Annotated in this window: 17 protein-coding genes; 6 read left to right on the top strand and 11 right to left on the bottom strand. The window is 51.1% G+C overall.

What is annotated here, in order from left to right:
- Window positions 1-17 precede the first annotated feature (17 nt).
- From EJN92_RS06565 to pabB, 3 genes are all read right to left on the bottom strand, one after another.
- Complete coding sequence (locus tag EJN92_RS06565) at window positions 18-554, bottom strand: YfiR family protein (RefSeq protein WP_170174883.1); 537 nt, start codon at window positions 552-554, stop codon at window positions 18-20.
- Window positions 544-2589: a TonB-dependent receptor plug domain-containing protein gene (locus tag EJN92_RS06570; RefSeq protein ID WP_126127072.1), complete on the bottom strand. Its 2046-nt coding sequence runs from the start codon at window positions 2587-2589 to the stop codon at window positions 544-546. Before EJN92_RS06570 ends, EJN92_RS06565 begins: the two co-directional genes overlap by 11 nt.
- Before the next feature lie 85 nt (window positions 2590-2674).
- Window positions 2675-4558, bottom strand: a complete 1884-nt coding sequence (gene pabB / locus EJN92_RS06575; protein WP_126127073.1) for an aminodeoxychorismate synthase component I — start codon at window positions 4556-4558, stop codon at window positions 2675-2677.
- 173 nt (window positions 4559-4731) lie between these two features.
- On the opposite strand from pabB, the gene EJN92_RS06580 reads away from it, so the two are divergent.
- Window positions 4732-6048 carry a sensor domain-containing diguanylate cyclase gene (locus tag EJN92_RS06580; RefSeq protein WP_126127074.1) on the top strand — a complete coding sequence of 439 codons (1317 nt, stop codon included), beginning with the start codon at window positions 4732-4734 and terminating at the stop codon, window positions 6046-6048.
- On the opposite strand, the gene slmA is transcribed toward EJN92_RS06580, so the two are convergent.
- The 3 genes from slmA to argB form a co-directional block, all read right to left on the bottom strand.
- Entirely contained in the window at window positions 6022-6597 is a 576-nt protein-coding gene (gene slmA / locus EJN92_RS06585) for a nucleoid occlusion factor SlmA (protein ID WP_126127075.1), read from the bottom strand. The genes EJN92_RS06580 and slmA overlap by 27 nt on opposite strands.
- Before the next feature lie 65 nt (window positions 6598-6662).
- The gene (locus tag EJN92_RS06590) at window positions 6663-7361 is read right to left on the bottom strand and encodes a pyrimidine 5'-nucleotidase (protein WP_126127076.1); all 699 of its coding nucleotides are present in this window, start codon (window positions 7359-7361) and stop codon (window positions 6663-6665) included.
- Window positions 7362-7434: 73 nt separating this feature from the next.
- Entirely contained in the window at window positions 7435-8358 is a 924-nt protein-coding gene (gene argB / locus EJN92_RS06595; protein ID WP_126127077.1) for an acetylglutamate kinase, read from the bottom strand.
- 127 nt (window positions 8359-8485) lie between these two features.
- Here argB and EJN92_RS06600 point away from each other — a divergent pair, with 127 nt between their 5' ends.
- The 4 genes from EJN92_RS06600 (at window position 8486) to EJN92_RS06615 (ending at window position 10562) form a co-directional block, all read left to right on the top strand.
- Window positions 8486-9055, top strand: coding sequence for a sigma-70 family RNA polymerase sigma factor (locus EJN92_RS06600; protein ID WP_126127078.1), 570 nt, complete (start codon window positions 8486-8488; stop codon window positions 9053-9055).
- Window positions 9056-9090: 35 nt separating this feature from the next.
- The gene (locus EJN92_RS06605) at window positions 9091-9303 is read left to right on the top strand and encodes a zf-HC2 domain-containing protein (RefSeq protein ID WP_227869742.1); all 213 of its coding nucleotides are present in this window, start codon (window positions 9091-9093) and stop codon (window positions 9301-9303) included.
- Window positions 9304-9424: 121 nt separating this feature from the next.
- A complete protein-coding gene (gene folE, locus EJN92_RS06610; RefSeq protein ID WP_126127079.1) occupies window positions 9425-10120 on the top strand; it encodes a GTP cyclohydrolase I in 696 nt (231 codons plus the stop codon).
- Between the two features lie 16 nt (window positions 10121-10136).
- Complete coding sequence (locus EJN92_RS06615) at window positions 10137-10562, top strand: BLUF domain-containing protein (protein ID WP_126127080.1); 426 nt, start codon at window positions 10137-10139, stop codon at window positions 10560-10562.
- A 93-nt stretch (window positions 10563-10655) separates the two neighbouring features.
- Here EJN92_RS06615 and EJN92_RS06620 read toward each other — a convergent pair whose 3' ends face one another.
- The 3 genes from EJN92_RS06620 to EJN92_RS06630 all read right to left on the bottom strand — a co-directional run bounded on the left by EJN92_RS06620 (window position 10656) and on the right by EJN92_RS06630 (window position 12419).
- On the bottom strand, window positions 10656-11357 hold the full coding sequence (locus tag EJN92_RS06620) for a BON domain-containing protein (protein ID WP_407701552.1): 702 nt from the start codon (window positions 11355-11357) through the stop codon (window positions 10656-10658).
- Window positions 11344-11940, bottom strand: coding sequence for a phosphoheptose isomerase (locus EJN92_RS06625; RefSeq protein WP_126127082.1), 597 nt, complete (start codon window positions 11938-11940; stop codon window positions 11344-11346). The genes EJN92_RS06620 and EJN92_RS06625 overlap by 14 nt, the downstream gene beginning before the upstream one ends.
- Before the next feature lie 92 nt (window positions 11941-12032).
- Entirely contained in the window at window positions 12033-12419 is a 387-nt protein-coding gene (locus tag EJN92_RS06630; protein ID WP_126127083.1) for a YraN family protein, read from the bottom strand.
- 41 nt (window positions 12420-12460) lie between these two features.
- Between EJN92_RS06630 and rsmI the strand changes: the two genes are divergently transcribed.
- Complete coding sequence (rsmI, locus tag EJN92_RS06635) at window positions 12461-13393, top strand: 16S rRNA (cytidine(1402)-2'-O)-methyltransferase (protein WP_126127084.1); 933 nt, start codon at window positions 12461-12463, stop codon at window positions 13391-13393.
- Window positions 13394-13556: 163 nt separating this feature from the next.
- Here the strand turns inward: rsmI and EJN92_RS06640 are convergent, their stop codons facing one another.
- The gene (locus tag EJN92_RS06640; RefSeq protein WP_227869743.1) at window positions 13557-14675 is read right to left on the bottom strand and encodes a septal ring lytic transglycosylase RlpA family protein; all 1119 of its coding nucleotides are present in this window, start codon (window positions 14673-14675) and stop codon (window positions 13557-13559) included.
- On the bottom strand, window positions 14672-15778 hold the full coding sequence (gene rodA / locus EJN92_RS06645; protein WP_126127085.1) for a rod shape-determining protein RodA: 1107 nt from the start codon (window positions 15776-15778) through the stop codon (window positions 14672-14674). Before rodA ends, EJN92_RS06640 begins: the two co-directional genes overlap by 4 nt.
- Window positions 15779-15780: the final 2 nt, after the last annotated feature.

Below are 15780 nucleotides of genomic sequence, written 5' to 3' on the forward strand. Positions count from 1 at the left end.
TGAGCTAAATTTACGGCTTACCTCACACTGCGTGCCAGCCGCAGAAGTTTCGAACTGAAATTTAATCCTGCTAATTTTGCCGCGGCCTGATTAATATCAAAAGTGTACCTCTCACCTTCTGCCACCAGACTAATCATAATCATGGGCCAGCGCTCATCGATTTGCGTGGCATCGGTAATGGTGAGTATCGCTTGCTGGCTCAGCGCCGATGCAGCGCGTTGATAATTGTCCTTTTCCAGCGCCGGGACGAACAAAAGGTGACAATTCTTAATCTCTAGCGAGTTTGCAATTCTATAAACTTGTATGGGCTTGCCTTGCAAGGTTTTTGAAGCCAGCGCATCGAAACGTGCACCAAATGGATCTTTCCCTAAAACGCAAAAATTAAATGTAGTCACGGGTGCCACTGGCCATTCTGTATATAAGGCAAAGTTATACACAAAGGCCGCCTTGACCGCATATTCGCTGCTGCTCGTGCTTTCTTGCGCACCCAGGCTAGTTGCCGGCAATAGCCAAGCTAGCGCCATGCTCAGGCCGGCCAGCAGCCTAGAAACCATAACGACATCCCAATTGCCATTGCCGACCATCGGCAGGCAAAGTGGCCACACTGGTATCGGTAGACGCCGGGGAAGTAAGCCTGGCGTTAAAAACATTCACCAGGCGCAATTGCAAGTCCACCCCTGGCAGCAAACGATTTGAATTAAGCACCAGATTCATCTGGGTCTGCGTGGCTAATTCACGTTTTTCATCGTGCCAAACTACTGACCTGGGGGCGAGCACGTTAAGCTCGGCTGCCAACGTCAACTTGTCTTGCCAGACTGGCTGAGCCAACCTTAATTTAGCGATCCAACTTGGGCTATTACTTAAGGATGCCTCCCAACTATCGTGGCTGCGATTAAAGGCAATACTGCCGGTCAAATTCAATCCGTGATTGCTACGCAACTTGTAAAAAATCTCGGCACCACGCGCATACACGGCAGCCTGATTTTGGTACTGCAACTGGCCACCACCAAGATCGACCTGACGCACCAGGTCAGTCAGTCTATAGTCAAACAGCGAAGCGCCAATTTCCTGCCCCGCGGCTAGCCTATATTCAGCAACCGCTTCCACCGTGCGTATAATTTCCGAGGATAAATTAGGATTGGCAATAAATGTGGGGGAGCGTGCATAACTGACCTCATAGGCGTTTGGTGCGCGATAGGCGCGCCCTGCCAGGAGCTTAAAGGTGGCGCGCTCGGTGGCGCTCCAGATCAAGCCCAAGCGTGGGCTGACACTGGTTTTTCGATTGCTGTAATCATCATGACGTAGGCCCACATTCAGGCGCCAATCAGGCAAGAAATTCCACTCATCCTGAACGAATACCCCATACCTGCGCTGTGGTGTGTGCACGGCAAAGGGCGGGCTAGCCACGTCATCGAGATTGAAATTTTTCTGGACTGCCTCGAGATCATATTGAAAATCGATGCCAGCAATAATTTTATGCTTATCCCAACCGGAATACAGCCATCTGGCCTCGCCCGACAACCAATTTCCTAGCGCCTGATCGCGGCTAACGCTGGCGATGCCGGCCTCATCAGTAGTTGGCACATCAGAGCTATAGGTCATGCGCTGATAGGCCAGGCGAAAATTCATCGTATGTTGATCGCTGAGCAGCGCTTGATAGCTGCTGCTAAGCCCGTAACTACTGTCGACCAGGCGCAAACGTGCATCATTAAAATTACTCCCAAACAGGGGCGAAGAGGGTTGCACGTCGCGCCTGGCGGCCCAGGCAAAAATCGCCCAGGCATCCTGGCGAACTTCCAGAAAGCTACGAGTCACCATCATTTGATCGAGATTGTGCGTCATCCCATCAATCGAAGGACTCCCATCAGCCGTCACCAAACCGATCGCATCCGGATAACGCAGATCATGCCCGGATTTATTCGCACGACTCAAACCGAATACCAGATTGGGGCCGCCACCCTGCGCCTTATGTGCGCTCAGCAAATTTAATTCGCGCCAACCATCGCCCTGCACGCGCGCGCCCAACTTAACACCGGCTAATTTGTCGGCGCTGGCGGTAATGACGTTAATCACACCAAACATTGCGTTGGAACCATAGATAGAGGAGCCTGGCCCCGGAACATACTCAATTCTGTCTATCAGCCCCATATTGAGCTGAAATTCGTGGCCCAGATTCGGTTGCCCGTACACGTTGTCATTCATGGGCTGGCCATTGAGCAACAACAAGAAGCGCATATTGTAGTCGCCTGGTATTTTGAAACCGCGCGCCCCCAGAAAGCCATAAGCACGGTCACTACTGGCATACATACCGGGCAGACTATTGAGCGCTTCGGCCAAAGTGCGCCAGCCATACTGACGTATCTCTTCCGAGCTGATGACTTGTACTGCGGACGGGGCTTGCGAGCTAGACTGAGAAAACTTGGAGGCACTTACCACCACCACCTTCATCAGATCCTCGAGCGAGAGCTCGGTCAGATCGTCAGCCGCGGCATGTGCCAGCGATCCAAAACACCCCAGCAAGGCCATAGAAAAAGCCGTGCGAACTAGCAGCGCGGTGTGGCAGTTGCTACTGGTATCAGTGGAATTCATGACGGCATCCTGAACGAGCTAGACACCTCATAGTAGTTCAAAAATTAATGTTTAATCAATCACTATTACCAATATATTCTCTTTTTCACAATGTGATGATTTCCGCCCTCAGGCTTCCGCGTAAGGAATTGCACAGTATGATCTGCTCGGCGGCATACAGATCGGCCAGTGTCAGTTGTTGCTCACGTGCCTGCATCTGAGCATCCTCGAGCAAGACCGCCCGCATCACACCTGGCAAGACGCCATCGCTCAGTGGCGGAGTCAGCCACTGTCCCTGCAGACAGATAAACAGATTGCTGCGCCCGCCCTCGGTCAAAAAACCGGCCTGATTGTAAAACAACATATCAAATGCGCCGTGTTTTTCGGCCTCTTGCCAGGCCTGATCGTATTCCTGCCGCACACTGGTTTTATGCCTTAAGAAGATAGGCTCAGCATGACTAGGACTGGGTGATACCAGCAGTTTCACGATCGGGGCTAATTCCTGCAGTGCGCCACTTTGCAAGTTAAACTGACCGTCAGTCTGTAAAGCTAGACGCAGGCGGTATGCGCCTTGTGGCGGCAAATCCTCGCAAAAGCCGCGTAGCGCTTGCGCTATCGCTTGCTGATCATAGGTAAAACCAAAATAATCCGCCGAAGTTTGCAAACGCTGCAAATGGCGGGTCTGATGACGGCAGCCACCATCCTTGCTGGCATGCATGGTTTCAAACAACTCAAATTGCGCGGCTAAGCCAGTCAGAAAACGCGCCTTCAACTGACACTCGGCAAATTCTTCAGTCGCCATGCTGTCATACACGATACCGGCCCCAACCCCCATCTCGCCGTGGCGCAAGCCATCCGCGCCTGGCTTTTGCAGATGCAAGCTACGGATAGGTACAGATAAGCAAAAATCACCGACCTGCTGAGCTTGAGTCGGTGGATCAAACCAGCCTATCGCAGCGGTATAGATGCCGCGCGCGGCGTTCTCGACCTCGCGGATGATTTGCATGGTGCGATGTTTAGGGGCACCCGTAATCGAGCCACAGGGATACAGCGCGGCCATGATCTCGGCCAAACCTAAATCAGGGCGTAAGCTGGCCTCGATACTGGAGGTCATTTGCAAGACACTGGAAAAGCGCGTCACTTCAAACAAATGCGGCACTTTGACACTGCCAGTGACGGCAATACGTCCTAAATCATTGCGCAATAAATCGACGATCATCAGATTTTCGGCACGGTTTTTACTGTCATTGGCCAAATTTTCGGCGCGCCGCGCATCTTCTACGGCCTCGCCAGTGGCCGCCGCCGTGCCTTTCATAGGCCGCGCTGACAAACGTCCCTGCTGATGCCGCACAAATAGCTCGGGCGATAAAGACAAAACGGCTTCGCCATCCGGCAGGCAAATCAGGGCGCCATAAGGCACTGGCTGACGCTCACGCAGACGTCGATATAAAGCCAGTGCCGAGCCGTAAGTCTGGAAGCGCAGACGATAGGTGTAATTCACCTGATAAGTATCGCCGGCGGCGATGTAGTTTTGGATCGCCGCCAATCCGGCGCAAAACTCTTGCTGATCGACACTAGACTGTAAAGCTGCGATACCCGCTAGCGCACTAGTTTGTGCTGATTCTTGTGCCGATTGTTGCGCTAGCCAGGTTTTGACTTGTTGTTTGTCGAGTAAATCACAATGCGCAAACAAGAATACCCGTGACGGCAGGGCGATTTCCTGACGTGGCGCTATCGCTTGCAAGGCGGCTCCGGTTTCATAGGAAAACAAGGCTAAGGCATGCAGCCCTTGCGCCACTGCACTCTGCGTGCGCGCTAAAAAATCTGGCCAAGCTAAGCTATCAGTACACACTAAGGTGTCTAACAAATCGGTATACAGGCGCGAGATAGAGGGCTCACCATGCGCGTCATCTAACAAAGCGAAACATGGCTGAGCAGCGGCTAAGGCGTCAGGATTAGGGGAGTGGGAAGGCAACACTAGGCAGCTCATTAAACAGAATATTCCGCAGTTTACTCGCAGCGCGTCATCCTTGCATACACCAGACAAAAAGGAAAACGAGGATGAGCTCGAATCTGTATGTGTAATTTACAACACTAATACCTGAATTTGAGTGTTAAACTAAAATTAACTTTCAACCGTCAGCCTCTCATCTTGGAAAATTTATGCAATTCGCATTTCTAAAATTACCGATGGCAAGCAAAATATGCCGGGAAAATCTGAGCAGCATAGCTCTTGCCAGTCTCAGCATGGCCTTGCTTTTCACTTTATTCAGCGTCTATCTAGGCCAAAAAAATCTACGTCTGGCGGCGCATTATCAGGCCGAAGTCTTGGCCGGAAAACTTGCCTACAAGCTTAAGATGAATGACGTGAAAGGATTGGAGGCAAGCATACTCAAAGCCAGTGAGCGCTCCGATTTCTTAAGCGTACTGGTCTACGATAAAAATGCACAGGCGCTGGTGGCTTGGAATGACCTCAAGCAATTTGAAAAAAATAGCAGCGTCCCCGCATCCGAATTAATTGATCAAGCCCAAAGCAAGCTACAAATAGCCATGTTGACGACCGAGATTCCGGTGTTCTACGAAGATGAAATCATCGGTAAAATACAGATGAGTAGCAGCATACGCTGGCTGTATCTACAAGCGATTTTCAGCTTGCTGGGCGCGCTATTGGCGGCATGCATCATCAGTCTTATTAGCGCGTTTTATCTGAGTAAGCGACAACTACGCCGACTAGCACCGCTGTCAGATCTCGATACCGTCAGTCATCAAGTGGCCACCCTGAACGACTATAGTTTGCGGGTGCGCCTGCACGAGGGCCATGAATTAAATCATCTGAATCTACAATTTAATCAAATCATGGAGGGCATAGAATCGTGGGAAACCGATAGACAAAGTGAAATGCGTGAACGGCAAGAAGCCGAACGCAGACTCGATATTTTGTCGAATCACGATAGTTTAACCAAATTACCGAATCGAAAATATTTTCAGCAATTACTAGGCAGTTGCATCAGGGAAGCTTGCGAACTGCAACAACTTGCCGCCTTGATGTTCATCGATCTGGATAATTTTAAAGCACTCAACGAGCAATTTGGTTATGAAGCCGGAGATTTGATTTTAGCGACCATTGCCAATCGCCTCAGCGCCACGCTACGCAATACCGATACGCTATGCCGTGTCGATGGCGATGAATTTGCCGCCATCTTGCCGCAAATTGAAAGCCCGGAAATGGCGCTGGCCTTAGCCGAACGGCTGATCCATGCGATAAATCGTCCGATGAGCTTGCGCGGCAGAAAAATCGTCATCAACGGTAGCATAGGCATAGCCTGTTGCCCCTTGCACGCTAAGGAGATCAGACTACTGCTCAATAATACTGATCTGGCCTTAAAAAATGCCAAGGCCAGCGGTAAAAACGCCTACCTGCTGTTTTCTCACGAAAACGTGGTGTCGGTACGCCTAGCGCAGCAACAAAGACAAGTGTAGATTGGCTTGTTCGCTCGGCAGTATCTTAAAGCCTGATTTGGCGAATCGATGCCAGCGGCCAAGGATAAAACTGCTCAGCAGAGTGGCGCGACTGCTCACTTCCGACTCTGCAATCTGTCCCTGAGTGACGGCCAGACGCAAAGACTGTTTGAAGGCCAACTCGATACGATCAATAAATTGATTCATGCGTAGTTGCAGGCGTTCATCTTCATTCATCAGCACATCACCGATCAAGACCTTGCTCATGCCCGGATTCCGCTCGGCAAAATTGAGCAACATCAAGGTCATGGCCTGCACTTGCGCCAAGCCCTCTTCCTGTTGCTGGCTTATCTGATTGATTAAGCCAAATACCGAGCTTTCGATGAACTCGATCAAGCCCTCAAACATCTGTGCCTTGCTGGCAAAATGGCGGTACAGCGCAGCCTCTGACACTTCTATTTTGGCTGCCAGAGCGGCCGTGGTGATTTTTTCCCCTTTGGGATTCTCCAGCATCGCTGCCAGAGCTTGTAAAATTTGTAGCTTGCGCTCGCCAGGTTTAGTAGTGGCCATGTGTTAAATCTGCTTTGCTAGAAAACGCTAAATCGTATCGAACGAACTCAAGGAGACGCGGAGGATCAGCGGTGGTACAGGCGCCGAGCATGTCGCGCCAAATGAAGTACGGATTTTACTGTGACATCAGCACAAGCGGCAAAATTATTATGTGCGGCGCGTTGCGTGTAACCCGTCACCCAGGCAGTGCGCAAGCCCAAGCGCTTGGCAGTACGCAAATTGGCTAGCGTATCCTCAACCAGAATACAATCACGCGCATCGACCTTTAACTGTGCCAGCAATTTACGTAAAAATTGTGGTGAAGGCTTGGGCTGTAATTTTCCATGCACCTGCATTTCTTCTATCGCGATATGCTGAGAAAAATGTCTATGCAAGCCTAGGTGACGCAATACCTGATGCGAATACTGGCGCGGACCATTGGTAAGTAATATTTTTCGGCCAGGTAAGCGAGCTAACAGATGCGCCACGCCGCGCTGGGCACGGATCATAGAAGACAGGTCATCGAAGCGATGTGCTTCCCGCAAAAAATCTTCAGCTTTGACGCCGTGGTGCTTTACCACGCCCAATAAAGTGGCACCGTAGCGTGCCCAATATTGTTGGCGCACTGCATTCACGGTTGCTTCATCTGCAGGCTGTAAACCGTCACCGAGTAAGTCGGCCAGATAACGATTCATATTGCCAGCAATGGCAGGAAAAATCGCGTGACTAGCATCGTGCAGGGTATTGTCGAGATCAAATAGCCAGATCGGCGTGGCTCTGCTCATGCTTTAGTTTAGGTCCGTTGTGCGATACAGTTTCCGGCGTCGCCCGTACAGGCGATGCCGGCTATCGATATGCCTAGTGGCTGCGTATCATGGTGCCGAAAGCCTGTTCGGTCAGCACTTCCAACAGCAATGAATGTTCGATACGACCATCGATGATATGCACAGTGTTCACGCCAGATTTAGCCGCATCCAGAGCAGAGGAAATTTTTGGCAACATGCCACCGGAAATGGTGCCATCTGCGAACATCTCATCGATCTCGCGTGCCGACAGATCCGTCACCAGATTGCCTTGCTTATCCTGAACACCGGCGATATTGGTCATCATGATCAATTTTTCGGCTTTCAGAATTTCTGCAATTTTGCCAGCCACCACGTCAGCGTTGATATTGTAAGCCTGGCCGTCTTCACCAAAACCGATAGGCGAAATAATCGGGATAAAAGCATCATCTTGCAGTGCTTTGACCACCGCTGGATTAATCGCATCGATCTCGCCGACGAAACCGATATCGATGAATTTTCCCGGTGTTTCTCTATCCGGCATCAGCATTTTACGGGCGCGTATCAGGCCACCATCTTTACCTGTCAAACCCACCGCCTGACCACCATAATGATTGATCAGCATGACGATATCTTGTTGCACTTCACCGCCCAACACCCATTCCACCACTTCCATGGTTTCTTCATCGGTGATACGCATGCCTTGTACAAAATTGCCTTGCTTACCGATCTTTTTGAGCGCGGCATCAATTTGCGGACCACCGCCATGCACAACCACCGGATTCATCCCCACCAATTTCAACAAAATGACATCGCGCGCAAAGCCGTGCTTGAGACGTTCTTCGGTCATGGCGTTGCCGCCGTATTTAACCACGATGGTTTTGCCATGGAACTTGCGAATATACGGCAGGGCCTCAGCCAGAATTTCCGCTTTAATTTCGGGCGCGACACCAGCTAGTCGATTAATAGTTTCTGGCGCTATATTGGTCACATTAGTCATAATGGAGGTATCCTAGGGAGAATTGCTTAGAATTACTCAGTTTTACTGAGCTTTCCAGAATTTTACAGGGAACTTGCCTAAGCATGATGCAGTTTTTTCGCCTACCGCCAGAATTAATCAGATCGCTATGACATCGATACCCGAGCTCCACCAGCAACTTGAAAGCATGCGTCCGGCATTATTCCGCTTCGCCATGCTACAGCTTAGAAATGAAGCTCAGGCTGAAGATGCTGTACAAGAAGCTTTGCTGGCGATACTAGAGAAACCTGGCAATTTCGCCGGAGCGTCATCTTTACGCACTTATGTCACCGGCATACTCAAATATAAAATCATCGATAGCCTACGCGCAGCGGGCAAAGAAAAACAATTACCGGTCGAAGATGAAGAGTCAGAAGCCGATTTAATCGATAGCCTATTCAAGAAAAATGGCCACACGGTAGAGACCGCAAGGGCTTGGGGCGAGCCGGATGCAAGCCTCTCGCAGAAAGATTTTTTTAGAATTTTAGAAATTTGTCTAGAAAAACTTCCGGCAAAAACCGCCCGTGTTTTTATGATGCGTGAGTGGCTAGAACTAGAAACTGAAGAAATTTGTAAGGAATTAGATTTGAGCACGTCTAATCTTTGGGTGCTGCTGTTTCGCGCCAGGTTGCGCTTGCGTGAATGCCTTGATCTCAACTGGTTTGCAAATAAAGCTTAGACACACCGATAACCATTATCTATTTTGTAAAATTTATGCAACTCATCTACAAATGCAAACAGGCGCACCAAATGGTGTCTGAAGGACTGGATCGTGAACTAAGCCTTACGGAGCGGGCACGCCTGAAACTCCATTTGAGCATCTGTGATTCTTGTACCAACTTTAATACGCAAATGCAGACCCTCAGATTGGCCATGCGGAAATTACGCAGTGCGAATAGCGATAGCAATGAAGAGAGTAGAAAATGAGTTTGCTCAGCGGGCTCTTTATCCAGCCAGCTGAGTAAGTGGTATCGCAAAACAAGTTTGCGCTGATTCAGTTACCATAACGCTTTTGCTGCATACGTGCACCTTAGACGGAACACCCTTCATGCCTACAGAACTAAAGCCAGTCCAGATACCGATGTCGCAACGGATACGCGAACGCATCGTCAAGACCAAGACGCGCTATCACGCCAATGACAATATCGCACAATTCATAGAACCGGGCGAACTCGATGAATTACTCAGCGAAGTCGAAGCTAAGTTGCGGGAAGTATTAAAAAGTCTGGTGATAGACACCGACAGCGACCACAACACCCAGGATACCGGACGCCGCGTCGCCAAGATGTTCATCAACGAAGTCTTCAAGGGGCGCTATGTTCCCATGCCCGCGGTGACCGAGTTCCCGAATGCCTCGCATTTGAACGAACTGATGATCATAGGTCCAATCACGGTGCGCAGCGCCTGCTCACACCATCTGTGTCCTATCATGGGCAAGGTTTGGATAGGCGTGATGCCTAACGAGCACTCGAATCTGATTGGTCTGTCCAAATACGCCAGAATCGCTGAATGGATCATGAGCCGTCCGCAAATTCAAGAAGAAGCAGTGGTGCAATTGGCCGATACCTTGCAAGAAAAAATGCAGCCTGACGGCTTGGCCGTGGTGATGGAAGCAGATCATTTTTGCATGCACTGGCGCGGTGTCAAGGATGTTGACGCCAAGATGATCAATAGCGTCATGCACGGATCATTCCTGAAAGACCCGAATCTGCGCCGCGAATTTTTATCCTTGATCAAACGCTGAATAGAGAAAGAGAATTATGCTAGTCCGCCTCCTGTACGCCAGCCGCGCCACCGACGACAAGCTATGCGAAATGGTGCAAAGCATCATGCAGCAATCACGTGAGCATAATCCTCAAAATGGTATTACCGGTATCCTATGCCACAGCGATCAGGTATTCATGCAGGTGTTGGAAGGCGGACGCGAGGCCATCAATACCCTATACGGCAAGATACTGCGCGACCCGCGCCATACTGATGTCGTGATCTTGCACTACGAAGAGATCAGCGAACGGCGCTACTCGGGCTGGACCATGGGTCAGGCCAACTTAAGCAAGATCAATCCATCGATAATGCTCAAGTATTCCGACTTACCAGAACTCAATCCGCACCGGATGTCGGGGAAAATGTCACTGGCTCTGATAGAGGAGTTGATGGTAACGGCAGCGATCGTCGGGCGCAGCTAATACCGCCAACTAGGCCAACGAGGCACTAATGAATAAAATAAAAAAGGGCTGAATCAGCCCTTTTTTCATATTCCAACTCACCGCATCGTAAGTTTATTTTACTTCTTGCGTTGTCGCGCCTGAATTTGCGGGAGTGGTTTCTGCTGGATTCGCTGATCCTTTGGCCGCTGCCGTCAGCGCAGTCAATTCTCCCTCACTGATGTAATCAAACACTTTGACGACCTTGCGCACACCACTTACACCGCGTGCCACTTCACCGGCCAGATTACCCTCGCGCTGCGTGACTCGCCCCATCAGATAGACGCTGCCATCTTCGGTCACGACCTTAAAAGCACTGCCGTATAAATCCTTGGTATCGACAAATGAGGCCTTGACCTTGGTGGTGAGTAAAGAATCATTCGAGCGTGCGGTAAAGCTGGTAGCCGGCCCTACCGTCAGTTCATTGGCGACATCCAATACGCCCTCAACGGCGCGCATCTCACGTTCGGCCGCCGCCTTAGTCGCTTCATCCGGCACTTCGCCGGTCAATAGTGCGCGGCGGTTAAAGCTACTGACATTAATATGGGCAGCACTACCAGCTACCCGTGCCACGCGGCTCTCGCCTTTCAACACGATAGATTTATCTTCGGTTTGTGCACCAAAGGTACGTCTATCGGTGGCAGCAAATGTGCCCATTACGGCACTGCCCACCATGATCTCTACACAGCCTTGCAGACTAATCGCAGCAGCACAGCATAGGCCTATGCTGGCCAGGGGTCGCGCTATTTTTTTAAACAAAATCTCAATCATCTGCATCTCCTCCAAATAGTGCGGTGTCAATACCGTCACATAAACAGTGTATGGTTAATAAGTGAACTTCCTGAATTCTGGCAGTTCTGTCATGCGGTACACAAATATGCACATCCGCATCGGTCAATACCTTTTTTAACTCGCCACCACCTTTACCGGTCAGGGCAATCACGCGCATATCACGCTCCAGTGCCATATTCACGGCATTCACCACGCTGGCTGAATTACCGGAAGTAGACAAGGCCAGCAAGATATCACCAGCCTGGCCAAAGGCCTGCACCTGTTTGGCATACACCTCGTTAAAACTGTAATCATTCGAGACCGCGGTCAGGATAGACGTATCCGTGGTCAGTGCCAGAGCCGGCAGCGGCAGACGTTCACGTTCAAAGCGCCCTACCAGTTCGGCCGCAAAATGCTGGCAATCAGCAGCCGAGCCGCCATTACCGCAAGCCAGTATCTTGTTACCGTTGGACAGCGCCGTGAACAGAAGTTCAATCGCCTGCTCTATAGGCCGCGCCAAAACAGTGGCGCACTGAATTTTTAATTCGGCACTTTCATGGAAGTGCGAAAGGATGCGTTGATTTTTCATAGATGTGATTATAAAGCAGCTAGCCTGAGGTACAGGTAATTGAGTGTAAGTAAGTGCTATAGCATCATCGATGCGCGCTGCACACTACAACGCTAAGCGGTAATCACATTCTGCAACCATACAATTTCACCGTCTTGTATCGCCACTACATCAAAACGACAGGGCGGGGTAGGATGAATTTTTTGTAAATAGACCTGCGCCGCGTGCACCATGCGTTTTTGCTTGGTGGGCGTGACGCTGGCCAGAGCGCCGCCAAATTGCGCACTGGCGCGCTTTCTGACTTCGACGAACACCAGGCTGTCGCCATCTTGCATGATCAGATCGATTTCGCCGCCCTTGCAGAGAAAATTGCGCAGTATCAGACGCAGACCAGCCTGCTGCAAATGCAACAAAGCTTGCTGCTCGCCCTCGTCGCCGATACGTTGGCGTGCGGTACGCAGACTAGCTAAACGTTTTCCTATCCAACTTTGTGCTGTCATTGTCGTACAATCCTGCTTTGATCAATCGAAGCGAACGCGCCATGAGCCAGCCAGATACAGCAATTTCCCCTTTGTCAGCGAACGCCGCCATCATGGAGGCGGTGTCCAGACAAAGTTATCCGGCTGCCACATTATATGTAGTTGCCACGCCAATTGGTAACGTTTGCGACATCAGTCTACGCGCCTTGCACTTGCTGTCCATCGCCGATGCGGTGGCCTGCGAAGATACACGCAATACCGCCCAGCTAATGACGCGCTATGGCTTGCATCGACCTTTGCTCGCTGCGCATATGCACAATGAACGCGAGGTTGCCGAGAAGATCATCTCCCGCTTGCAAGCCGGCGAACGCATCGCACTGGTGTCCGATGCCGGCACCCCTGGCGTATCCGATCCTGGCGCAAAAATCGTCGACGCAGTCAAACGCGCAGGATTGCAGGTGTCGCCCTTGCCCGGTGCTTCGGCCGCAATCAGCGCGCTGTCGGCCAGTGGCTTAATCCACGACCGTTTTTTCTTTGTCGGCTTTCTGCCGTCCAAGGCCGGGCAACGCGACACGCTATTGCAAAGCTTAACCAGCACCGCCGCCAGCCTGATTTTTTATGAAGCACCACATCGCATTGTCGAATCCACCGCCGCCATGCTGGCCGCCTTTGGCCCAGAACGTCAGGTGGTGTTTGCGCGTGAACTGACCAAGCTGTTTGAAGAAATCCACCGCTGCAGCTTAGGCGAGGCGGCGGCCTGGCTCAATGCCGATAGTCACCGGGAAAAAGGCGAATTTGTGGTCCTGATTGAGGCCGCGCCTGAGGCGGCGGCCGACGATAATCTGGAAGCCAAACGAGTGCTGACGATTTTACTCAAGGAATGCTCGGTCAAGCAGGCGGCCGGCTTGGCAGCGCAACTCACAGGGCAAAAGAAAAACGCCTTGTATCAGTTAGCGCTGGAGATGAAGGGAGAGAATCAGGACCAGCCTGATTAAGCCAGCTATCCAAGAGATTTAAACCTTACCCCTGCCACTGCGCATATCCTATGCGCCCTGCAGGCCAGATAGGCTGGAAACCCGCATGGAATATGCGCAGTGGCGGGGGGTATCTGAAAAGCCGCATGGACTATGCGCGCCGGCCTATGCGCCTAGAAAAAGCTCAGCGCTGCACCACTACCGGCTTGCCAACACCCAGATCGCCATTTTGCGCGATCGCGCTCGTTGCTTCGGCGCGTGTGCTGAACGGCCCGCTGATCAGACGGTATAAACTACCTTGCTGGACAATATCAAAATCGGGCAACCGACTCGCCAGTTTCGCCTTCAAACGTTCCATGCTGGCTTCGGCATTGGCACGGATCGCGAAGGCTCCTAGTTGTATATAAAAATTGGGCGTAGCGCTAGCGGCAGCGTTGTCGATTTTTTCTGCTGCTTTCACTTCCTGGCTGGCTAGCAAACTCTCGATAGACATGCTATCAGTCTTGGCGCTTGCGCTTACGGTCACTGCTGCGGGACTGGGCAGAGCCAAGGCGCTAACTGGGCTGGGGCTGGGGCTGGGACTGGAGCTGGGACTGGAGCTGGGATAGGCGCCGACCGTCAGCGGCTGGTTCTTGCGATTCTCCGCCATTTTTTCTATATCGTCGGGCAATAGACGCTCGACCTCTAACTGGCTGCTGCCCTTGCCCAGATAAGCCAATTTCAGCGCAGCGGTATACGACAGATCGATAATGCGGCTGGAATGAAACGGGCCTCTATCATTAATGCGCACGATAATTTGCTTACCATTATCGAGATTAGTGACCCGCGCGTACGAAGGTATAGGTAAAGTGGGATGGGCCGCGGTGATCTTGTACATATCGTACAGTTCGCCCGATGAGGTCTTTTGGCCGTGGAATTTCTTGCCATACCAGCTGGCAATACCACGTTGTTTAAACGGGGTGCTGGTGTCGGTTATTGGCGTATAAGTTTTACCAAAGACCACATAGGCCTTATTGCCTGAGCGCGAATAAGCTTCAACCATGGGAATAGGATCGACGGTCGATTCCAGATCGGGCGGCGTGTTGTCTCCCGGTCCATCATCCTTGTAATAAGCACCGCGCCCCGAATTGGCTTTAGGCAGATTTGGCTGATTTGAGTGATTCGTGCTGGAAGACTTAGCACTAGCCGATGCGGCATTTGGCTTGGCGTGCTCAGTCGTGGTTTTCGGTGCGCTACCGCAAGCAGATAAAAGCAAAGCCAGCAGCAAGGGACAGACATACGCCGGGCGCAGAGTAGGCATCATGTCTGCACCAATTTACGATGTCGCTGCACACTCATCAAAATCCCGGCGCCCATGCCCAGCGTCACCAAGGCAGTGCCGCCATAACTCATGAAGGGCAACGGCACCCCGACCACCGGCAAAATACCGCTGACCATTCCCATATTCACAAACGCATAGGTGAAAAAAATCATGGTAACCGAACCGGCCATCAAGCGCGCAAACAAGGTAGGCGCATTGGCGGCGATCATCAGGCCACGCACTACCAGCAAAAAATACAGCGCGACTAGGATGCAACTTCCAATGAAACCAAATTCTTCAGAAAAAACTGCAAAAATAAAATCTGTGGTGTGTTCGGGAATAAATTCCAGATGGGACTGCGTCCCTTTGAGCCAGCCTTTGCCACTAAAGCCCCCAGAACCAACCGCAATTTGCGACTGTATGATATGAAAGCCCTTACCCAGAGGATCGGTGGTCGGGTCTATCATGGTCATGACGCGGTCGCGCTGATAATCATGCAGCATGGGCCAGGCGATCGGTATGCTGGCGCCAGCGAGTATCACTAAAGTAAGCAAAACACGCCAGGATAAACCTGCCAAAAAAATGACAGCGAAACCGGCGGCTACCACTAGCAAAGCGGTGCCTAAATCAGGTTGTTTGGCGATTAGGCCTACCGGTATCAGCAAGATGATGGCAGCGATAATAAAGTCATTCCAACGTAAAGCAGCGGCACGTTTTTGAAAATACCAGGCCAGCATCAAAGGTGTCGCGATTTTCATCATTTCTGAAGGCTGTATCACATGGCCCACATTGATCCAGCGCCGCGCGCCTTTTTTCACCATGCCAAACATCGCCACCGCGATCAACAAGGCTATCCCAAAGGTATAAATAGGAATGGCAAAACGCATCAGAGTTTGAGGCGGAATATTCGCCATGATCCACATCACAACAAACGAAATCAGGATATTCCTCAACTGATCTTCGACCCGTCCCGGGAAATTAATCCCCGCTGAATACAAGGTGATGATGCCGGTAGAGATAATCAAAAATATCAAGATCGCCAAAGGCGCATCGAACACCATGATGTGCGAGCGTACCCGCTGCCAGTTAATTCCCTTGTTTTGCATAG

The organism is Undibacterium parvum, assembly GCF_003955735.1.
GTDB lineage: Bacteria > Pseudomonadota > Gammaproteobacteria > Burkholderiales > Burkholderiaceae_D > Undibacterium > Undibacterium parvum.